This is a genomic window from Neisseria sp. HMSC070A01 (genome assembly GCF_001810165.1).
GTDB lineage: Bacteria > Pseudomonadota > Gammaproteobacteria > Burkholderiales > Neisseriaceae > Neisseria.
This window is the reverse complement of the sequence record NZ_KV800120.1, coordinates 418699-439740: the sequence shown is the minus strand read 5'-3', so window position 1 is coordinate 439740 and position 21042 is coordinate 418699. Positions and strand designations below refer to the sequence as shown.

At 48.7% G+C, this 21042-nt stretch carries 20 protein-coding genes; 11 read left to right on the top strand and 9 right to left on the bottom strand.

What is annotated here, in order from left to right; genetic code table 11:
- The first annotated feature begins 605 nt into the window (after positions 1-605).
- Positions 606-1610 (top strand): type I glyceraldehyde-3-phosphate dehydrogenase, encoded by a 1005-nt coding sequence (gene gap, locus HMPREF2711_RS05210; protein ID WP_003747744.1) that lies wholly within the window; start codon positions 606-608, stop codon positions 1608-1610.
- Between the two features lie 95 nt (positions 1611-1705).
- Here the strand turns inward: gap and tsaA are convergent, their stop codons facing one another.
- Positions 1706-2380 carry a tRNA (N6-threonylcarbamoyladenosine(37)-N6)-methyltransferase TrmO gene (gene tsaA / locus HMPREF2711_RS05205; RefSeq protein ID WP_003747745.1) on the bottom strand — a complete coding sequence of 225 codons (675 nt, stop codon included), beginning with the start codon at positions 2378-2380 and terminating at the stop codon, positions 1706-1708.
- A gap of 170 nt (positions 2381-2550) precedes the next feature.
- Here tsaA and HMPREF2711_RS05200 point away from each other — a divergent pair, with 170 nt between their 5' ends.
- From HMPREF2711_RS05200 to HMPREF2711_RS05180, 5 genes are all read left to right on the top strand, one after another.
- Positions 2551-3186 carry a nicotinamidase gene (locus HMPREF2711_RS05200; RefSeq protein ID WP_003747747.1) on the top strand — a complete coding sequence of 212 codons (636 nt, stop codon included), beginning with the start codon at positions 2551-2553 and terminating at the stop codon, positions 3184-3186.
- A gap of 46 nt (positions 3187-3232) precedes the next feature.
- A complete protein-coding gene (gene waaC, locus HMPREF2711_RS05195) occupies positions 3233-4201 on the top strand; it encodes a lipopolysaccharide heptosyltransferase I (RefSeq protein WP_003747750.1) in 969 nt (322 codons plus the stop codon).
- 184 nt (positions 4202-4385) lie between these two features.
- A complete protein-coding gene (locus tag HMPREF2711_RS05190) occupies positions 4386-5135 on the top strand; it encodes an electron transfer flavoprotein subunit beta/FixA family protein (protein ID WP_003747752.1) in 750 nt (249 codons plus the stop codon).
- A 10-nt stretch (positions 5136-5145) separates the two neighbouring features.
- Positions 5146-6078: an electron transfer flavoprotein subunit alpha/FixB family protein gene (locus tag HMPREF2711_RS05185; protein ID WP_070615717.1), complete on the top strand. Its 933-nt coding sequence runs from the start codon at positions 5146-5148 to the stop codon at positions 6076-6078.
- Between the two features lie 61 nt (positions 6079-6139).
- On the top strand, positions 6140-6751 hold the full coding sequence (locus tag HMPREF2711_RS05180) for an IMPACT family protein (protein WP_003747756.1): 612 nt from the start codon (positions 6140-6142) through the stop codon (positions 6749-6751).
- Between the two features lie 54 nt (positions 6752-6805).
- On the opposite strand, the gene HMPREF2711_RS05175 is transcribed toward HMPREF2711_RS05180, so the two are convergent.
- Positions 6806-7117, bottom strand: a complete 312-nt coding sequence (locus HMPREF2711_RS05175) for a DUF4298 domain-containing protein (RefSeq protein WP_003747758.1) — start codon at positions 7115-7117, stop codon at positions 6806-6808.
- 140 nt (positions 7118-7257) lie between these two features.
- Between HMPREF2711_RS05175 and purD the strand changes: the two genes are divergently transcribed.
- On the top strand, positions 7258-8529 hold the full coding sequence (gene purD / locus HMPREF2711_RS05170; protein ID WP_070615715.1) for a phosphoribosylamine--glycine ligase: 1272 nt from the start codon (positions 7258-7260) through the stop codon (positions 8527-8529).
- A gap of 71 nt (positions 8530-8600) precedes the next feature.
- On the top strand, positions 8601-9170 hold the full coding sequence (locus HMPREF2711_RS05165) for an L-threonylcarbamoyladenylate synthase (RefSeq protein WP_036493962.1): 570 nt from the start codon (positions 8601-8603) through the stop codon (positions 9168-9170).
- Between the two features lie 388 nt (positions 9171-9558).
- On the opposite strand, the gene HMPREF2711_RS05160 is transcribed toward HMPREF2711_RS05165, so the two are convergent.
- Entirely contained in the window at positions 9559-9999 is a 441-nt protein-coding gene (locus HMPREF2711_RS05160; protein ID WP_003747764.1) for a surface-adhesin E family protein, read from the bottom strand.
- Positions 10000-10209: 210 nt separating this feature from the next.
- Between HMPREF2711_RS05160 and purB the strand changes: the two genes are divergently transcribed.
- Positions 10210-11580, top strand: a complete 1371-nt coding sequence (gene purB, locus HMPREF2711_RS05155; RefSeq protein WP_003747766.1) for an adenylosuccinate lyase — start codon at positions 10210-10212, stop codon at positions 11578-11580.
- Between the two features lie 130 nt (positions 11581-11710).
- Here purB and msrAB read toward each other — a convergent pair whose 3' ends face one another.
- Positions 11711-13279 (bottom strand): bifunctional peptide-methionine (S)-S-oxide reductase MsrA/peptide-methionine (R)-S-oxide reductase MsrB, encoded by a 1569-nt coding sequence (msrAB, locus tag HMPREF2711_RS05150; RefSeq protein ID WP_036493918.1) that lies wholly within the window; start codon positions 13277-13279, stop codon positions 11711-11713.
- A gap of 145 nt (positions 13280-13424) precedes the next feature.
- Here msrAB and ftsY point away from each other — a divergent pair, with 145 nt between their 5' ends.
- Positions 13425-14957 carry a signal recognition particle-docking protein FtsY gene (ftsY, locus tag HMPREF2711_RS05145; protein WP_003747770.1) on the top strand — a complete coding sequence of 511 codons (1533 nt, stop codon included), beginning with the start codon at positions 13425-13427 and terminating at the stop codon, positions 14955-14957.
- A gap of 157 nt (positions 14958-15114) precedes the next feature.
- On the opposite strand, the gene HMPREF2711_RS05140 is transcribed toward ftsY, so the two are convergent.
- The 5 genes from HMPREF2711_RS05140 to HMPREF2711_RS05120 all read right to left on the bottom strand — a co-directional run bounded on the left by HMPREF2711_RS05140 (position 15115) and on the right by HMPREF2711_RS05120 (position 19960).
- On the bottom strand, positions 15115-16011 hold the full coding sequence (locus HMPREF2711_RS05140; protein WP_003747772.1) for a polyprenyl synthetase family protein: 897 nt from the start codon (positions 16009-16011) through the stop codon (positions 15115-15117).
- On the bottom strand, positions 15995-16222 hold the full coding sequence (locus tag HMPREF2711_RS05135) for an exodeoxyribonuclease VII small subunit (protein WP_003681131.1): 228 nt from the start codon (positions 16220-16222) through the stop codon (positions 15995-15997). The genes HMPREF2711_RS05140 and HMPREF2711_RS05135 overlap by 17 nt, the downstream gene beginning before the upstream one ends.
- 135 nt (positions 16223-16357) lie before the next feature.
- Complete coding sequence (locus HMPREF2711_RS05130) at positions 16358-18214, bottom strand: ribonuclease catalytic domain-containing protein (protein ID WP_003747773.1); 1857 nt, start codon at positions 18212-18214, stop codon at positions 16358-16360.
- 108 nt (positions 18215-18322) lie between these two features.
- Positions 18323-19243, bottom strand: a complete 921-nt coding sequence (locus HMPREF2711_RS05125; protein ID WP_003747776.1) for a patatin-like phospholipase family protein — start codon at positions 19241-19243, stop codon at positions 18323-18325.
- Positions 19244-19342: 99 nt separating this feature from the next.
- Positions 19343-19960 (bottom strand): tellurite resistance TerB family protein, encoded by a 618-nt coding sequence (locus HMPREF2711_RS05120; RefSeq protein ID WP_003747778.1) that lies wholly within the window; start codon positions 19958-19960, stop codon positions 19343-19345.
- A 151-nt stretch (positions 19961-20111) separates the two neighbouring features.
- On the opposite strand from HMPREF2711_RS05120, the gene rsgA reads away from it, so the two are divergent.
- Positions 20112-20978 (top strand): ribosome small subunit-dependent GTPase A, encoded by an 867-nt coding sequence (rsgA, locus tag HMPREF2711_RS05115; protein WP_003747784.1) that lies wholly within the window; start codon positions 20112-20114, stop codon positions 20976-20978.
- Positions 20979-21042 lie beyond the last annotated feature (64 nt).

The window sequence follows — 21042 nt, the reverse complement described above, 5'->3', positions numbered from 1 at the left end:
AAAGGAAAAAACAAGCCATCATTTTTAATAGTATTTGCCAATATGGACGTTTTGCAGGGATGAACTTCACGTTTTGAATTATCCACAAGGGTGTGTGAAATTGAAGTGGGTAATTTGGTTTTTATCCACAGGTAAATAGGTAAACTAAGATTTTATCCTTTTTTATTCCGACATTCAGTTAGGGTTTGCCTCAAAGATAAAAATTGATTATTGGATTGGTTTTAAAGAAAAATATTCTGTTATCCACAAAGGATCGGGACCATCATCAAAATCATCGTTTTAAAAATTTAAATACTATGATTTGAAGAAAAGACTGTGCTATCAGCACAAAAACGGCAAAATACAGAAAAATAGAACTAAATTTATGAAAATCATAAACTTACAAAAAAATTAAGATAAAAAAATGAAATTTATGAAATAAAATACCAAAAAACAGGACTATTTAGACAAATCCGATATTTTCCTACAAGCAAGAATTTCACGTTTTGTTTATTTAAATCAAACATTTTAAAAGTAATTACATGTAATTCTAGAAAGTAATTTTATTTCAGGATACAATGGCCTTACTGAAAAATTTTTCCCATTCCATCTAAAGGAGTAGCAAAATGAGTATTAAAGTAGCGATTAATGGTTTTGGCCGTATCGGTCGTCTGGCATTGCGTCAAATTGAAAAAGCCCAAGGTATCGAAGTCGTTGCTGTTAACGACTTGACTCCTGCCGACATGCTGTTGCACCTCTTCAAATACGACAGTACCCAAGGCCGCTTTGAAGGCTCTGCCGAATTGAAAGACGACGCTATTGTTGTTAACGGCAAAGAAATCAAAGTATTTGCCAATCCTAATCCTGAAGAATTGCCTTGGGGCGAGCTGGGTGTGGACGTCGTCCTCGAATGTACCGGTTTCTTTACCAATAAAACCAAAGCGGAAGCCCATATCCGTGCCGGTGCGCGTAAAGTTGTGATTTCTGCACCTGGCGGCAATGATGTGAAAACCGTTGTATACGGCGTAAACCAAGATATTTTGGACGGCAGCGAAACCGTCATCTCCGCCGCTTCTTGTACGACTAACTGTCTGGCTCCTATGGCTGCGGTATTGCAAAAAGAATTCGGTATTGTCGAAGGCTTGATGACCACCATCCACGCCTATACCGGCGACCAAAACACCCTTGACGCGCCACACCGCAAAGGCGACTTCCGCCGCGCCCGTGCCGCTGCCTTGAATATCGTACCGAACAGCACCGGTGCCGCTAAAGCCATCGGCTTGGTTATCCCTGAATTGAACGGCAAACTTGATGGTTCTGCCCAACGCGTTCCCGTAGCTACCGGCTCTTTGACCGAACTGGTTTCTGTTCTCGAGCGTCCTGTGACCAAAGAAGAAATCAATGCTGCGATGAAAGCTGCCGCCAGCGAGTCTTACGGCTACACTGAAGATCAAATCGTTTCTTCCGACGTCATCGGTATTGAATACGGCTCACTCTTCGATGCGACTCAAACCCGCGTGATGACTGTTGGCGACAAACAATTGGTGAAAACCGTTGCTTGGTACGACAATGAAATGTCTTACACTTGCCAACTGGTTCGTACCTTGGAATTCTTTGCCAGCAAAATCTAAAAAATAACGGGCTGAATCAATTAGTCTGTGGATAACTCAAAGGCCGTCTGAACATTTCAGACGGCCTTTTGTTTGTAGAAAGATTCAATCTGCAATCAAATTGTGGATAGTTTAATCACGGTGGCACATTTGTTTTCTATCCTAAACTGCACTTCATAATCCGCAATATTCATTACATAAATCCGTTCGGGAATATCTTGGTAGGCAGGACGGGGATCTTGGGCAATGCTTTGCTCAATAAGATGTTTTTCTTCTATGGATAAATGTTCCGCAAGCGTACTTTCTGCCCAGACTACACTCAATTCTTCAGGTTTGCCGCTGACAAAGCCCGATGATGCGCCAGGTTTGGATTCGACAAACGGGATGTAGGGTTTGATATCCACTACCGGGGTACCGTCCAACAGGTCTGCACCGCTGCAATAAATGCGGACAGGTTTGCCTGTTTCGATGCGTTCGAGTTTCAGCAGGGATAAACCGAGATGATTAGGGCGGTGCGGGCTGCGCGTGGCAAATACGCCCATTTTTTGTTTACCTCCGAGCCGTGGCGGACGCACCATTTGTGCCCAACCTTCATCCAATACACCGTGGAAAATAAAACTTATCCACACATAGTCGAAATCCTCCAAGCCCCGAACACTGTCTGCGGTAAATTCAGGAGAGAGTTCAATGCAAATTTCTGCCGCAGGAACCAAGCCGGGTTGGCGGGCAATGCCGAATTTTTGCTTGTAGGGGGAATGAACGGTTGCAATAGGCGTAATCGAATAGGACATAATTTGTGGATAAATATACTGTGCAAATTGTCATCATATCACAGATGTTTTCCCACATTTTGCAGTCGTAATTTGTTATAATACAAAGCATTTATTCCAAATGTCCGAACATGGGCAACAAATGCAAAATTTAAATTATTTAAAATAAAATCAATAGGTTAAATTAATCCATGATTGTTTCTATCGATGTAGATGCACAAAAAACGTTTACGCCTTTGTGTCCGAAAGAATTGCCTGTTGCCGAAGGCCATCTGATTGCGGATGAACTCAATGCCCAAGCCGCATTGGCGGATTTACGCGTGATGACGAAAGATGCGCATCATGTCGCGGCAAAATGGCTTGTGGATAATCCTGTTGATATGTTAAAACCGACGGGTTTACCCGATGCGGATTTGACTTGGGTGTCACATGCGATGGTTGGAACATATGGCTATGAGTTGTTGGATGGCCTGCCTTCAGCCAAGGAATACGATTATTGTGTTTGGAAAGGCGTCGATCCTGAGTTACACCCTTACGGCGCATGTTTTCACGATATTGAAGAAAAGCTCAGTACAGGTTTGATCGAATGGTTGCGCTGTCAAAATGCAGATACAGTTATTGTCGGCGGCTTGGCAACGGATTATTGTGTGAAGACAACGGTTTTACAGTTGCTTAAAGGCGGGGCTTGGAAAGTCATCGTCAATCAGGCGGCTTGCCGAGGTATTGCTCCGGAAACGGTTGAATCTGCATGGCGTGAAATGCATTCTGCCGGAGCCATTATTTTAGAAAACGCCGAAGAAATAAAAAAATACATTAATAATCAATAAATTATATTTAAAATTCTGTTGTTTCACGTGAAACATTTTCCAAAATATGAAGATTTTACTTGTCCGCTTGTCCAGTATGGGCGATTTAATTCATACGTTGCCCGCAGTTGAAGATTTGGCGCGACAATGTCCTGAGGTAGAGCTCCATTGGCTGTGTGAGGCAGGGTTTGCAGATATTGCCCGCTTACATCCTTTTGTCAAAAAAGTTCATGTAATGAAATGGCGGCAATGGCGCAAGCACCTTTTTCAGGCTGAAACGTGGCGTGAAATAGGCCATCTGAAAACGGATTTACAGGTTGAATCTTTTGATTTTGTTTTAGATAGCCAAGGACTGATTAAAAGCGCATGCTTTGCCAAAATGGCGAAATCCCCTATTTACGGTTTAGATAAACACAGCGCGCGTGAAAGTTTGGCTGCCCTTGCGTACAACAAAACATTTGCCGTGCCGAAAGGTAAAAATGCGGTTTGGCGAAACCGTGAGTTATTCGCCCAAGTTTTTGGTTATACAATGCCTGAAACGCAGGTGTTTGGTTTGTCGGTTCCTGAATCAGGCTGTCTGAAAAATGTGCAATCCCCTTATTACGTTGCTTTGCATGCAACCAGTCGCGACAGTAAATTATGGCCGGTAGAACACTGGCGTGCATTATTGAAAAAGTTGAATGAAAAACGACGATACACCGTATATCTGCCGTGGGGAAATGAAACCGAAAAAATGCGTGCCGAACAGATTGCAAGCGATTTACCGTTTGCTTTCGTCTGCGACAAAATGAATTTATTACAGGCTGCATTTTTATTGAAAAACGCAGAGGGTATTATTGGTGTAGATACCGGATTGTTACATCTTGCCAATGCGTTGGAAAAGCCTGTCGTTGGAATTTATACGGATACAGATCCGGCCAAGACCGGCGTTCAAGTTTCGGTTTATGCAAAAAATTTAGGCGGTATCGCTCAAATTCCCAATGTTGACGAGGTTTACCAAACCTTAATGGATTGTGTTGCAGTATACGGTAAATAATTGTTGGGGAGTTGGATTTATTTTCTGAGTAAATGCTTTAGAAATGATATAATTCCGCTCTATTTGCCAAGATTTATATAAATTTGGTTTTGTCATGTTGGTGAAAACCGAATTGGATTTTATACAAAGAATGTATCAAAAGCAGTATGCTTGATTTGATGAACATTCTTTTTAGGAGAATTGAATGAAAGCACTGGTCGCAGTAAAGCGCGTAGTGGACTACAACGTCAAAGTTCGTGTGAAAGCCGATGGTTCCGATGTGGATATCGGTAATGTCAAAATGTCGATGAACCCGTTTGATGAAATCGCGGTAGAAGAAGCTGTCCGTTTGAAAGAAGCCGGAAAAGTAAGCGAGATTGTTGCTGTTTCTCTTGGCGAGAAAAAATGCGAAGAGACGTTGCGTACAGCTTTGGCGATGGGTGCCGACCGTGCGGTTCATGTTGAGACTGATGCGAAATTGGAGCCTTTGGCCGTTGCAAAATTGCTGAAAGCTGTTGCGGATAAAGAAAATCCGCAAGTTTTACTGCTGGGCAAACAGGCAATTGACGATGATGCCAACCAAGTTGCCCAAATGCTGGCTGCGTTGTTGAATGCGGCTCAAGGTACTTTTGCATCAAAAGTGCAAATTGAAGGTGAAGAGGCATTGGTAACCCGTGAAATTGACGGCGGCGAAGAGACTGTTGCGTTGAAGCTGCCTGCAGTCATCAGTGCGGATTTGCGTTTGAACGAACCACGCTTTGTCAAACTTCCTAATATCATGGCGGCAAAGAAAAAACCTTTGGAAAAATTAAGTCCTGCCGATTTGGCTGTGGATATTTCTCCGCGTTTAAATACCGTGAAATTTGCCGAACCTAAAGCACGTCAAGCCGGTGTGAAAGTGGCTGATGTTGCCGAGTTGGTTGAAAAGCTGAAAAACGAAGCCAAAGTGATCTAAGGAGTATGAAATGAGCGTATTGATTATCGCGGAACATAATAACCAACATTTGAATCCTGCCACTTTGCATGCGGTAACGGCTGCCGCCAAATTAGGTAATGTAGATTTATTGGTCGCCGGCAGCAATGCTGCTGCGGTCGTTGAAGAGGCAAAACAGGTTGCAGGCGTAGCGAAGGTTTTGGTAGCCGATGCGCCCTATTATGCTGAAGGTTTGGCAGAAGAATTGGCGCCTTTGGTTGTTAAACTGGCTGTGGATTACCGCTATGTGGCTGCGACTGCAACTGCGTTTGGCAAAAATCTTCTGCCTCGAGTAGCAGCCTTGTTGGATGTACCACAAGTTTCGGATTTAACCGAAGTTGTGGATAACTCGACATTTGTCCGTCCGATTTATGCCGGTAATGCGTTTGAAACTGTTCAATCCGATTCTGAAAAACTGGTGCTGACTTTCCGTGCGACAGCATTTGATGCTGCCGGACAAGGCGGTAATGCAGAAGTGGTTAATGTTGAGGCAACGCCTGCTCAAAACCTGAGCCGTTTCGTAAACCGTCAACTTTCCCAATCTGACCGTCCTGAATTGACTCAGGCTAAAGTAATTGTTTCCGGTGGCCGTGCATTGGGCAGTGCTGAAAAATTCAATGAAGTGTTGACTCCTTTGGCAGATGTTTTGGGTGCGGCGATTGGTGCGTCCCGTGCAGCAGTGGATGCCGAGTATGCGCCAAATGATGCCCAAGTGGGGCAAACCGGTAAAGTGGTGGCGCCGCAACTGTACTTCGCTATCGGTATTTCCGGTGCTATCCAACACGTTGCCGGTATGCAAGACAGTAAAGTGATTGTTGCCATCAACAAAGATGCTGACGCTCCGATTTTCAATGTGGCGGATTACGGCTTGGTTGGTGATTTGTTTGAAGTTGTGCCTCAACTGACTGAAGCACTGAAAAACTGATGTTTCACGTGAAACGTTCAGACGGCCTTTTATAATAAAGGCCGTCTGAAAATATTTTGGCATGATTACGACCTATAAAACCATTACCACACCGACACAGGCTGAATTTAAAGATAAAGGCAGCCGCTTCATCGCATATGCCTATCCGATTCGCACTTTAGCCGATGTGAAGAAATATCTCGACCCATTAAAGGAAGAGCATCACAAGGCACGACATTGGTGTTACGCTTACCGATTGGGTGTAGATGGAATGCAGTTTCGCGCAAACGATGATGGAGAACCGTCCGGAAGTGCAGGCCGCCCTATTCTAGGGCAGATTGATTCTGTCGGCGTAACGGATGTGTTGGTTGTGGTTGTGCGCTATTTTGGCGGTACGCTATTGGGTGTTCCCGGTTTGATTTATGCGTATAAGGAATCAACGGCTCAGGCACTGGCGATAGCAGAAGTTGTTGAAAAGAATGTCGAAAAGACAGTTTGGTTGAAGTGTGAATATCCTGTTTTGAATGAGGCTATACGGATTGCCAAACAATATCAGGCCGATATTGTAGAACAGGATTTGCAGCTGGATTGTAAGTTGACAGTGAAAATAGCGTTGGCCGATTATGAAGCTTGTATTGCTGCTTGGAAAAATACGCGTCAAATTGAAGTAGATACTGAGAAGCCGTTTGAATAAAAGGTCGTCTGAACATATTTGAGAAATCAAAAGTTTCAGACGGCCTTTGATGTTTTAGCCTTGGTATCTGTCTAAAGCATTTACGCTTGAACGCAGGTGCTCCCAAGCCAGTTGATGAAATTCCCCCAGTGCGTTCCATAGGGCATCTTCGCTCATAATGCTGTATTCGCCCTGTGTTCGCAAATCAACATCTGCTCCTTCTTCAATGGCTTGATGGCATGCTTGGTATTCGTTGGTATAGAAGTCATCCATGTCTTGCATGAGGCTTGCAGCATGTTTCCAGCGGGCGATATCTGCTTCCAGTTGCGGCAGTAATTCGCACCATTCGCGGTATTTGCTTTGAATTTCATCAATACGTTTTTGCATGATTTTCCTTTCGTTGTTTGAAATTAGAGTATGGTTGTCTTGGTGCAATATTATTCTTAATTTGAAACAGCTATGCAAGATGGAACAATAATTCCATCGATTGAATTTTATTTACAACATCTATTCTTCAAGGAGATGGTATGAAATTGCTCGTTATTGGTAATGGTGGACGTGAACACGCACTGGCTTGGAAATTGGCGCAGTCGTCTAAAGTAGAAACTGTCTTTGTTGCACCTGGTAATGCCGGAACGGCAATTGAGCTTAAACTGCAGAATATAGCGTTGACGGCGCATCAAGATTTGATTGATTTTTGCCGTAATGAAAATATTGCCTTTACCGTAGTCGGCCCTGAAGCGCCTTTGGCTGCGGGTGTGGTGAATGACTTCCGTGCTGCCGGATTGAAGATTTTTGGCCCGACTCAATACGCGGCTCAGTTGGAGAGTTCAAAAGATTTTGCTAAAGCATTTATGGCAAAATATAACATTCCAACCGCGCAATACCAAACCTTTGAAAATGCCGATGCGGCACATGATTACGTCAACCGAAAAGGTGCGCCGATTGTTATTAAGGCGGATGGTTTGGCTGCCGGTAAGGGTGTGATTGTCGCCATGACTTTGGATGAAGCCCATGCCGCTATCGACGATATGTTGTTGGGCAATAAAATGGGCAATGCAGGCGCGCGCGTCGTGATTGAAGATTTCCTGCAAGGCGAGGAAGCGAGCTTTATCGTTATGGTGGACGGCAATCATGTTTTACCGATGGCAACCAGCCAAGACCATAAACGCCTGCTGGATGACGACAAAGGCCCTAATACCGGCGGTATGGGCGCATATAGCCCTGCTCCGGTGGTAACGCCTGATGTATACGAGCGCGCGATGAATGAAATTATTTTGCCGACCGTGGCCGGTATGAAAGCAGAAGGTCATGAATTTACCGGCTTTTTATACGCGGGCTTGATGATTGATAAAACCGGTGCGCCTTATACCATCGAATTCAACTGCCGTTTCGGGGACCCTGAAACGCAGCCGATTATGAGCCGTTTGGATAGCGATTTGGTGGACTTGGTTGAAGCGGCAATCGACGGCAAACTGGATAGTGTTGCTGCCGAATGGAATCCGCAGACTGCAGTAGGCGTGGTGTTGGCCGCACAAAACTATCCTGATTCTCCGAAAAAAGGCGATGTGATCTTTGGCTTGGATAAGGCCAATAAAATCGGTAAAGTTTTCCATGCCGGTACTGCAACGAATGAAAAAGGCGAAGTGGTAACCAACGGCGGCCGTGTGTTGTGTGTCGTCGGTTTGGGCGATAATGTTGCACAAGCTAAGAGTAAGGCTTATGAGGCATTGGAAACCATCTGTTTTGACGGTATGCAATACCGTAAAGACATTGCTGATAAAGCCATCAATCGTTAATAATGAATAGAAATAGGCCGTCTGAACACAGATTGTCCGACAATCGCAGTTTCAGACGGCCTTGGTATATGATGATGTTCCCCAGAATTTTATCGGCTGCAGCCCAACGCAGGTTGCAGGCGCATCTTAAAAAAGGCGGTTTGGTCGCCTATCCTACCGAGTCTTGCTATGGCTTGGGCTGTATCCCTACTTTGCCCAAAGCACTCAATCAACTGATTCATCTGAAAAAACGACCGCAACACAAAGGTATGATTGTCATTGGGCATAGCTTGGAACAGTTGCAACCTTTGCTACAAAGGCCGTCTGAAAATATCCAAACCATGCTGCGTGAAGCATGGCCGGCTCCGAAAACTTTTTTATTGCCGGCCGGCAAAAAAGTATTGCCCTCATTGCGAGGAAAAAGACGCAGTAAATTGGCTGTCAGGGTTCCGGCGCATGCAGGTGCAAGGCGTTTGTGTCAGGTTTTGGAAATGCCTTTAGTCTCTACTTCATGCAATCGTGCGGGTAAACGGGCGTGCAAAACGGAAAGGGAAGTCAGAAGACAGTTTGGTAGGAAAGTCTGGGTTGTAGGCGGATTGATAGGTAAGCAGAAAACGCCTAGCCAGATTATTGACGGAGAAACAGGGGCAAGGCTGCGTTAAAGAAGAATTGTATTTTCAAAGGAAAAAGGTATTTATTTGGAGAAGCAAATTTTTTCCAAAAGATTGGAAATATCTTTGTGAAAAGCATTTAGCGCAGATCCAGTTTGATGTATAGCAGTCTGTAAATACAGATCGATTAAGCAGATAGTAAGTCAGTAAATAGAGTATAAAGCAGTATTTTGTGAAATGCTCTGGCAAAGAGTGAAGCAAATTTTGAGTGTAAATGAATCGCTGTAATAAATTATTTTTGAATAAACAAATTTTGTGGATAAATTTGAAGATAAATTTCCATAAAAACATAAAAAGGCCGTCTGAAACTTGATATTCAAAGCATTCAGACGGCCTTTAAAATATTTAAACTGTGGGTAACTTTGTGAATAAGTGTGGATTAAAGCTTATGTCCGCACACAGTTTCGTATTGTTTTTCAGTAATCGTGCCGCTCATGACGCTCATTGGGCGGATGCTGGTCGGCGTATAGCTTTGGTTGGAAATTACCCGGCCGTGTTCGTCCATCAGTTGCAGCGCTGCCAGGCGATAGGTTTTGTTTGAGCAATGAATTTCCCAGCTGCCGATGGCCGTTTTATAGGCCGGCGTGTTGACGAAACGTTCCTCTTTCAGTTTGGAAACGGTTTTTTTATCGCGGAAAGTAACCAGTGCGCCATTTCTTTTAATGCTGCTTCTATCAATGGCCACTTTGATATTGCCTTCAGAGATGGTGCCGATATTGGTCCAGCTGCCGCCACCGCTCGATGTGGTGGTTGTTTCACAGGCACTCAACATCAAAGTCGCAAATACGGTTGCAGCTAGGGAAAAACGTTTGATATTCATAAAACCTCATTATTTACAGAAAGTCAGCCAATATTATCCGTGAAGATGGCATATATCGTAAATCGATTTTGCAAAGTTGAACCTCTGAAAAGAATTTTATGAAAAATACGCTGAAAAGGCCGTCTGAAACCTGTCTTTCAGACGGCCTTGGAGTGTAAAATCATGTATAATTGCAAACAATTTGGTTTTCATCCCATAGGAAGATCCGACATGATTAACCCTATCGCTGCACTTTCCCCATTAGATGGCCGCTACGCCAAATCCGTTGAAGCATTGCGCCCGATTTTCTCCGAATACGGCCTGATGCGTGCGCGTGTCAAAGTTGAATTAAACTGGCTCAAAGCCCTTGCCGCCGAGCCTAAGATTGCAGAAGTTCCTGCTTTCAGCGATTTTACGCTTGCCGAAATCGACAAAGTGATCGAAAACTTCTCGCTTGAAGATGCCGCCGCCGTCAAAGCCATTGAGGCGACCACCAATCACGACGTCAAAGCCATCGAATATTGGCTTAAAGAACGCTTCTCCGGCGTGCCTGAAGTGGCTGCTGCCAGCGAGTTCATCCACTTTGCCTGCACCAGCGAAGACATCAACAACCTGTCCCACGCTTTAATGCTGCAAGAAGCGCGTGAGGCTGTTTTGCTACCGAAACTGGTTGAAATCATCGAGAAGTTGACCGGCATGGCGCATGAGTTGGCTGCCGTCCCGATGATGAGCCGCACGCATGGCCAGCCTGCTACACCAAGCACACTGGGTAAAGAAATCGCCAATGTCGTGTACCGCCTGCAACGCCAGTTTAAAAACCTGCAAGCGCAAGAGTTCCTCGGCAAAATCAATGGCGCAGTCGGCAACTACAATGCCCATATGGTCGCTTATCCCGATGTGGATTGGGAAACCCATTGCCGTAACTTCGTTGAAATCAGCCTTGGTCTGACCTTCAACCCCTACACCATTCAAATTGAGCCGCACGACTATATGGCGGAATTCTTCCAAGCCATCAGCCGTGTCAACACGATTCTGATCGACTTCAACCGCGATGTTTGGGGCTATATTTCTTTGGGTTACTTCAAACAAAAAGTCAAAGCAGGCGAAGTCGGTTCTTCCACCATGCCGCACAAAGTCAATCCGATCGACTTTGAAAACTCCGAAGGTAACCTCGGTATGGCCAATGCCGTATTGGGCTTTTTGTCCGAAAAACTGCCGATTTCCCGTTGGCAGCGCGACCTGACCGACAGCACCGTATTGCGCAATATGGGCGTAGGCGTGGGCTATACCGTATTGGGCTTTGCCGCCCATCTGCGCGGTCTGAATAAGCTTGAACCGAATCCTGCCGCCCTTGCTGCCGATTTGGACGCTACTTGGGAGCTGCTGGCCGAGCCGATTCAAACCGTCATGCGTCGTTACGGCGTGGCCAATCCTTACGAAAAGCTGAAAGACCTGACACGCGGTAAAGACGGCATTACGCCTGAAGTGTTGAAACTCTTTATCGAGTCGTTGGAAATTCCGGTAGAAGCCAAAGCCAAATTACTTGAGCTGACCCCTGCGTTGTATGTTGGCAAAGCCGAAGAGTTGGCAAAACGAATTTAAAAGGCTTTTGTAGGGTGCACTTTCTTAGTTATTGAGATTTTTTGATAGATAAGAAACCAACCCTCTACATCCGACAAATTAAAAAGGCTGTCTGAAATCTCTTTCAGACGGCCTTTTTCGATTCAATCCGTTATTTCACTTTGTCTTTCAATGCGCCGTAGCCGGCTGCGTCCATTTCTTCCAAAGGAATGAATTTCAAACTTGCGCCGTTGATGCAATAGCGCAGGCCGCCTTTGTCTTGCGGGCCGTCGGCGAAGACGTGTCCCAAGTGCGAATCGGCGGCGTGGCTGCGCACTTCGGTGCGGCGCATGTTGTAGCTGAAATCGTCGTGTTCGGTAACGGCGGCGGCGTTAATCGGGCGGGTGAAGCTCGGCCAGCCGCAGCCGGAATCGAATTTGTCGGCAGAGCTGAACAGGGGTTCGCCGCTGACGATGTCCACATAAATACCGGGTTTGAACAAGTGGTCGTATTCATGACTGAAGGCGTATTCGGTTGCGTTGTTTTGGGTAACTTGGTATTGCTCTTCGGTCAGAAGGCGTTTGAGTTCGGCATCGCTGGGCTTTTTATACCTTGCCGCGTCGAAGCCTTTGCCTTGCGGGGCGGCTTTGGTTTTGCCCGGTAGCGGTTCGTCGGCTTTGCGGATATCGATGTGGCAATAGCCGTTGGGGTTTTTAATCAGATAGTCCTGATGGTATTCCTCGGCATCGTAGAAGTTTTGCAGCGGCTCGTTTTCGACGACGAGGGGCTGTTGGTATTTTTGCTGCTCGCGTTTGAGCGCGGCGGCAATGACGGCTTTTTCGGCGGGGTCGGTGTAGTACACGCCGCTGCGGTATTGCGTGCCGATGTCGTTGCCTTGTTTGTTGAGGCTGGTCGGATCAACGACGCGGAAGAAATATTGCAGGATGTCGTCTAGACTGAGTTTGTCGGCATCGTAGGTGACTTTGACGGTCTCGGCATGGCCCGTGTTGCGGTAGGACACATCTTCGTAGCTCGGGTTTTCCGTTTTGCCGTTGGCATAGCCGGATACTGCGTCAACCACGCCGTCTATGCGTTGGAAATAGGCTTCCAAGCCCCAGAAGCAGCCGCCGGCGAGGTAGATGGTGCGTGTGTTCATGATTTTTGAATCCTTTTTCTGTGTGTCGGGTTTGTAGAACGAGTTTTTCAGACGGCCTAAATCGGCATTCGGGTCGCGGATTAACGCCAATGCCTGCGCTTCGTTGATGCTGCCTTTGACGATGCGCTGCACGTCGCCGTCTTTGCCGATTAACGCCCACGACGGGTAAACGCCGATATTCAGGCTTTGGGCGATGGTGCCGCCGTTGTCGGTCACGACGGGCAGCTTGGGATAGTTCAAACCGGCATACCATTTTTGGAAGTCGCCGTCTTTTTTCTCGTGCAAAAAGCCGGGGGACGCGACGGTAATCAGGTTGGCGGAGCTAAACCGCTTGTCCTGCGCCCATTTTTCGGTCTGCCCCAGTTCGGACAAACACAAAGGACACCAACTTGCCCAAAATTTAATCAGGGTTGGTTTGTCTTTTTTCAGGAAGACACTGGCAGGGCGGTTGTCAGGAGTTTTCAACGAGGACAATGCCTGCGGTACAGTTGCGGCTTCGGTATCCATCATTTTGGATGAGCAGGCGCCAAGCGCAAGCAGGCAGCCGAACTTGGCACAAAGGGAAAAGAAGGTACGGGGTTTCATCTCTATGTTTCCTGTATGGATGGTTTGCCTTGTTAGACGTTGGAAATGCCAAAACCTGACAACCTTGATTTTCAGACGACCTTGCCACGTAAAATACGCTACAATACTCCCTATTTCAAGTTTCTAAAATTAAAAGGAAAATTTAATGTTCAGCTTCTTCCGTCGCAAGAAAAAACAGGAAACTCCGGCTCCTGAGGAGGCTCAAGTTCAGGAAACCGCAGCAAAAGTAGAGTCTGAAGTTGCTCAAGTAGTTGAAGATATTAAAGAAGATGCCGAATCTTTAGCAGAAAGCGTCAAAGGGCATATTGAATTAGTTGTCGAATCGGCTGTTGAAACTGTCAGTGAAACCGTCGAGCAGGTGCGGGAAGCTTTGACCGAAACGCCGTCTGAAACAGTCGAAAAAGTGGAAGAACACGTTGAAGCGGCAAAAGAAGCGGCTGTTGAAACCGTCAGCGAGGCTGTTGAACAGGTTCAAGAAACCGTTGCCGAGATGCCGTCTGAAGCGGCTGAGGCTGCTGAAGAAGCAGCGGAACAGGCTGAGGCGACAAAAGAAGCAGCCGTTGAAACCGTCAGCGAGGCTGTTGAACAGGTTCAAGAAACCGTTGCCGAGATGCCGTCTGAAGCGGCTGAGGCTGCTGAAGAAGTAGCGGAACAGGCCGAAGCGGGCAAAGAAGAAGCTGTTGAAGCAGTTAGTGAAGCTGTTGAACAGGTTCAAGAAGCCGTTGCGGAAACCCCGGCTGAAGCCCCTGCTCCGGTAGAAGAACAAAAGCTCAGTTGGGCTGCGCGTTTGAAACAAGGCTTGACCAAATCACGTGACAAAATGGCAAAATCGTTGGCCGGCGTGTTTGGCGGCGGACAAATCGACGAGGATTTGTACGAAGAGCTGGAAACTGTGCTGATTACCAGCGATATGGGCATGGAAGCCACTGAATACTTGATGAAAGACGTGCGCGACCGTGTCAGCCTCAAAGGCCTCAAAGACGGCAACGAATTGCGCGGCGCGCTGAAAGATGCGCTGTACGACTTGGTTAAGCCTTTGGAAAAACCTTTGGTCTTGCCGGAAACCAAGGAGCCTTTCGTGATTATGCTTGCCGGTATTAATGGCGCGGGTAAAACCACGTCTATCGGTAAATTGGCCAAATACTTCCAAGCGCAGGGCAAATCTGTATTGCTGGCGGCAGGTGATACTTTCCGCGCCGCCGCGCGTGAGCAGCTTCAAGCTTGGGGCGAGCGCAACAATGTAACCGTGATTTCGCAAACTACGGGTGATTCCGCCGCCGTTTGCTTCGATGCCGTCCAAGCCGCGAAAGCGCGCGGTATCGACATTGTGCTGGCCGATACTGCCGGCCGCCTGCCGACGCAACTTCATTTGATGGAAGAAATCAAAAAAGTGAAACGCGTGTTGCAAAAAGCCATGCCGGATGCGCCACATGAAATCATTGTTGTACTTGATGCCAACATCGGTCAAAACGCCGTCAACCAAGTGAAAGCCTTTGACGAAGCATTGGGTTTGACCGGCCTGATCGTCACCAAGCTCGACGGTACGGCCAAAGGCGGTATCCTTGCCGCCCTTGCCTCTGACCGCCCAGTTCCCGTACGCTACATCGGCGTAGGCGAAGGCATCGACGATTTGCGTCCGTTTAATGCCAAAGCGTTTGTGGATGCCCTATTGGATTAAACGGACAGGCTGAGGCTTGTCAACGCAGTTTGCGGAGGATTTCTGAGCCGTATTTTGAAAGATTCCGCATTCGGTTGATACCAGCCAAACAGGCTGTTAAAAAGGCCGTCTGAAACCTAAAATCAGGTTTCAGACGGCCTTTATTGATTTACAAGGTTTAGTTTTTCCGTGCGGTAACAAACTCGGCCAGTTGGCGCAGGCGCAGGGCTTTGCCGCCGAATGGCTCGATCAGGGCAACGGCTTCTGCAATCAGCGTTTCTGCGTAAGTACGCGCGGCCTGCAGGCCCATCAGTTTGACGTAGGTCGGTTTGTCGTTGTCCGAGTCTTTGCCGGCGGTTTTGCCCAAGGTGGCGGTATCGGCTTCGCAGTCCAATACATCGTCGATCACTTGGAAAGCCAAGCCTAATTTGGCGGCGTAGCGGTCTAAGGTTTGGATTTGCGCCGGTGTTAAGTCCGGGCAGGAAAGTGCGCCTAAGGCCACGGCCGCGCGGATGAGTGCGCCGGTTTTGAGACTGTGCATCTGTTCCAATTCGGCCTGATTCATGGCTTTGCCGACATTGGCCAGGTCGATGGCTTGTCCGCCCGCCATGCCGAGGCTGCCGGATGCCTGGGCCAGCGTGGACAACATGGCAAGCTGACGTTCGGCAGGCAGGCCTGTCGGACGGCTCAGTACATCAAAGGCTTGGGTTTGCAGCGCATCGCCGACCAAAAGGGCGGTTGCTTCGTCGTATTGCACATGGCAGGTCGGTTTGCCGCGGCGCAGGCTGTCGTTGTCCATTGCCGGCATATCGTCGTGAACCAGCGAATAGACGTGCACCATTTCGATGGCCGCCATCGCCTGCTCAACGGCATTTTGGTTTGCTTCGCCCAATTCGGACGCGGCAAGCACCAAGAGCGGGCGCAGCCGTTTGCCGCCGCCGAGGGTAACGTAACGCATGGCTTCGTGCAGCGTGTGCGGCACTTGGCTTTCATACGGCAAGAAATGCGCCAGCAGCAATTCAGTTTGCGCTTGGGCTTTTTGCTGCCATGTTTTGAGTTCATTCGCCGGGTTCAAGGTTCAACTCCTTCAGTTCGCCGGCATCCAAGACTTGCAGTTTCTGCTCAACTTCCGCCAATTTGGTTTGGCAGTATCGGACCAATTCGTTGCCTTCCTGATAGGCGGCCAAAGCATCTTCCAGCGGCATTTCGCTGCTTTGCATGGCCTGGGTCAGGGTTTCGAGGCGGGATAAGGCTTCTTCAAAGGATTGGGGGGCGTTTTTTTTCATGGTTTGAAATGATGGGCAGAAAAGGGGAATTGTAGCATTTTTAGATGATTAAGGCCGTCTGAACAGGGATGAAAACGAAATCGAAGATTTCTGTTTCTTCGTTCAGACGGCCTTTTTTCAAACGGAATAACGTTATCAGCCCGGTAAAACGGCTTTTTGATAGTTGAGTGCGATAAACTGCTTCTCGGCATCCAATTCAGTGATTTTGAACAATGCCTGCGATTTGGGCAGCGCGTCAAACGGAATACCGGTCGCGCGCGTTACCAGCGGCAGCCCCTCAATGCGGACGAGGTCTTCTTTGAGGATGGTAGCCGTCAGCTCGCTCGTGCCTTGCTGTTGCAGATAGACGAGGCTCCAGTAGGCTTCCATTTGGCGTTGGAAGTCGGCGTAGGCTGTATAGGCGGCATCAAAGTCGCGCAGCGCGGCGAAAAGCTCGGCATCGCTGTTTTGGTACAGCGGCTCGGCAGTGTCGTCGATCAGGCTGATCAGCTGCTTTTGGTTGATGTAGTCGGCGGCGCGGCGCAGCGGCGAGGTGAACCAGCCGTAATGCTGCACGCCCATGCCGATGTGCGGTTCGGATTTGGTGCTCATGCGCACTTTGCCTGCCGGTTGGACGCGGAAAAGGCCGGGCAGCTCGTTTTTGTCCAGCATTTGCGCCCAAGTGCTGTTGGCAAGAATCATCATCTCGCTGACCAGCGTATCGATGGGCGAACCGCGTTCGCGGCGGACGACGGATACGTTGCCTTCCTCATCTAATTCGATGCTGTAATCGTATTGCGGCGCGCGGTCGGGCTCGTATTTGCCGCGCGCTTTTTGCAGGGCGATGGCGAATTGATAGAACCAAATCAGGTCTTGATGGTGGGCAAACATCATTTCGCCGGCTTCGTCCAAGCCGGTTTCGGCGTTGAAATGCGGTTCGATGGCTTGAATGCGCAGGTTTTCGGCGATGTTGACCGCTTCGATTTTGCAGGTTGGCTCGCCGACGTTGAACTCGCCGTCCACATCAAAATAAATGCTGACGGCAGGGCGGTACGCGCCCGCATCAAGGCTGAACGCGGCAATCCAGTTTTCGGGCAGCATGGTGATTTTGCCGCCGGGGAAATAAACCGTGCTCAAGCGTTCCATGATGTTTTTTGCCATTTTGTCGCCCGGTTTAACGGCAAGCGACGGCGCGGCAATGTGGATGCCGACGCGTTTCATGCCGTTGCCCAAGTCGGTCAGGCTCAAAGCGTCATCGACTTCGGTGGTTGATTCGTCGTCAATGGAAAAGGCGGTAACATCGGCCTTGGGCAGGTCGGGCATTTCAGGAAGCGGAAGATCGGGGAAACCTGTTCCTTTGGGGAAGTATTTGATTTCAAACCCGTCTTGCAGGTATTGGGGAATGGACGTAATGCCGCCTGTCTTTTTCGCCAGTTCGTAGGCAGAGATTTTCAGCGCGTCGGCGGCTTTGGTAAAGGCTTTATAGGTCAGCGACTGCTTGTCGGGCGCATGCAGGATGGTTTTCAAATCCGCCGCGATTTCAGACGGCATCTCGCCGCGTTTTAAGGCTTCCGCCCAAGCGTCAATTTGCGCGTCTTGTTGTTTTTTGCGTTCGATGGCGGCAAGCGCCTGTTTCAAAGTTTCTTCAGGCGCGGCTTTGAACACGCCTTTGGCTTTTTTGTAGAAATACATCGGCGCGGCGTAAAGCGCAATCAAGGTCGCCGCCAGCTCGGTTTTGGTCGGTGCATGGCCGAAATATTCTTCGGCAATCGCCTCAGCGGTAAACTCCTCTTCGCCGCATACTTCCCACAATAAATCGGTGTCGATGTCCGCCGCCTGTGTCTGCGCGTTCTCCAAAAACGCCGCCATATCGCCGTCAAACTCGGCAAAGACATTATTTGCCTTCACTTTGGTGCGTTTGCCGTGTTGGGTATCGACTTGGTAGGTGGCGTCGTTTTTTTGGACGATGGAGGCAACTTTGAATTGGCCGGACTCTTCGTAAAAGATATTCATTTTTTTAGGATTTTATGATTTGTAGGAAACGCGTGATTTTAGCAGATTTGCACAAGAAAGGCCGTCTGAAAAACATACTTTCAGACGGCCTGTTCAAACGGCGGATGATTAATACTGATATGCCGCCAGTTTGCGTTTGATTTCAGGCAGGGCAGTGCGTGCGGCCTGTTCGCCCAATTGGATGGCGCGTTGTTTTTGGTCGAAGCCGCCAATCGAGCCCAGCTCCAAAACCTGCGGTTTGATGACCACATTGGCTTGGCCCAATTCTTGGCGCAAGGCGGTTTGGCTCATCACGTTGATGGTTTGGTCAAGATAGGAGAACATGCCTTGGCTGACGTTTTTGGCCGGACGGGCGGAAATATCGACGGCAATGATGAAGTTTGCCCCCAGTTTTTTCGCCGCGCTGACCGGTACGGGCTGCGACAGGCCGCCGTCCACATATTTGCGGCTGCCGATAACGACTGGTTGGAACACGTTCGGAATCGAAGCAGAAGCGCGGACGGCCTGTCCGGCATTGCCTACGTTGAACACCACCGGTTTGCCGCTTTCAAAATCGGTTGCAACGGCGGCAAATTTGATGGGGAACTGCTGCATCGGGCGGTTGCCGACTTTACGGTTGATGTAGTTTTGCAGTTTTTCGCCTTTGATGAAGCCGCTGGTGGACAAGGTCAAATCCACCAAATCGGTTTTACCCAAAATTTCCGCTTCCAATTCGAGGCGGTCGGGCGACATTCCCGAAGCGTACATACTGCCGACAATCGAGCCTGCGGATGTGCCGGTAACGATTTTGATCGGAATATTGTTTTCTTTCAAAACCTTAATAATCCCGATATGGGCAAAGCCTTTGGATGCGCCGCCGCCCAAAGCCAGCGCAACCGTGGCTTTCGGTTTAGGTGCAGTATGCGAAACCGTATTTTGACCCTGCGCAGAAGGTTTGGATTGCGGCGCGTTGCCGCTCGGACAGGCAGCCAATACCAAGACGGACGAAGCGGCTAAAAACGTTTTGAATGTGGAAAAAAGTTTATTCATGTTCAGACAGCCTTTAATATGTCGAAAGGGTTATTTTACTCTGAAATTAAGTCGAAAGGCCGTCTGAAATTAGGATTCAGACGGCCTTTTAAATCCGGCTTAAGCCAATTCGAGCTGTTTTTCCAAACTTTCGACCAGTTGGTCGTCCAAATTCAAAGCTTGGGACAAACGGCTCAGGAACACGATTTCCTTGCGCGACAAGTCCGCGCAGACCAATCGGGCCGCCAGATAAGTTTCGGCTGCCAAAGCCTCGTCATTGCCGACCGAAGCGGCAATTTGCTCGATGGAGGCCGGTTGCGCATATTCCGCCTGCAGCCATGCCGCCGTTTCCGCATCGCTGCCGCTTTCACGCTCAATGGCCGCGCGTTCCGCATCGTCAATCAGGCCGTCTGAAGCCGCCGCCGCAATCATCGTTTGCAAAATCACACGGCTGTGGTTTTCACCAATCAGGCCGGCAGGTTGGAACACACTTTGCGGCAATTCGTCCTGCTGCTGGTTTTGTTTCCAGTTTTGATAGCCTTTATAAGCCAGAAAACCCAAAGCGGCGACCGAGCCGGCCTTGACCAGCTTCTTTGCGTTTTTCTTTTTCAACAGCATCGATGCCAAAGCACCCGTCAGCGCGCCGCCGCCGAAAGAATTGAGCGGGCTGTCCGCCACCGCTTTGCCGCCTTTTTGAGCCGCACCCAAAACCTGATTGAGCAACTGACTGAAATCCATAAAAAAATCTCCTGAAAACCAATACATTGCAAATATAGAGTAGAAACACCCAAAAACCAAGCCAAAGAAAGTTAAAAGGTGCAAACAAGTTTTCAGACGGCCATAGCCGACTTTCGGTACAATCACACCATTCCAAACAATAAACCCCATCATGACCGATACCGCCCAAATCATTACCAGCTATGGCCGCCGCTATATTGTCCGCACCCCCGACGGCCAAACATATGACGCCACCACCCGCAAAAAACGCGTCGATTTCGCCTGCGGCGACCAAGTCCGCATCAGCCCCATCAACGGCGAACAAGTCGTGATTGAAGACTACCTCCCGCGCGAAAGCCTGCTCTACCGCCAAGACGCATGGAAAACCAAACTGATTGCCGCCAACGTTACCCAACTGCTCATCGTAACCGCCGCCAGCCCCTCACCCAGCGAAGCCCTGTTGCAACGCGCCCTCCTCGCAGCCGAAGCGGCCGGCATTAATGCCGTCATCGTCCTCAATAAAGCCGACCTTCCCGAAACCGCCCAATGGCGCGAGAAACTCAAATTCTACGAAACCCTCGGCTACCCCGTAGTCGAAACCAACGCATTGGAAAACGCCGACATCCTGCGTCCCATTTTAGAAGGGCAAACCAACATCCTGCTCGGACAAAGCGGCATGGGCAAATCCACCCTGACCAACGCCCTACTCGGCAACCAAGCCGCCCGAACCGGCGACATTTCCACCGCGCTCGACTCCGGCAAACACACCACCACCCACGCCCAACTCTACGATTTAAACGCAGAAACCCGACTCATCGACTCCCCCGGCCTGCAAGAATTCGGCCTGCACCATCTCCAAGCTGCCGATTTATTACAATACTTCCCTGACCTGCGCCACCTTATCGGTCAGTGCCGTTTCCACAACTGCACCCACCGCGCCGAACCCGGCTGCGCCGTCAAAGCCGCTGCCGAATCAGGTGAAGCCAAACCCGAGCGCATCGAATTTCTGCAACGCGTTACCGATGAATTGTTGAGATAAAGATTGAACGGAAACTAAGCGTTTGGATAAATAAAAAGGCCGTCTGAAATTTTCAGACGGCCTT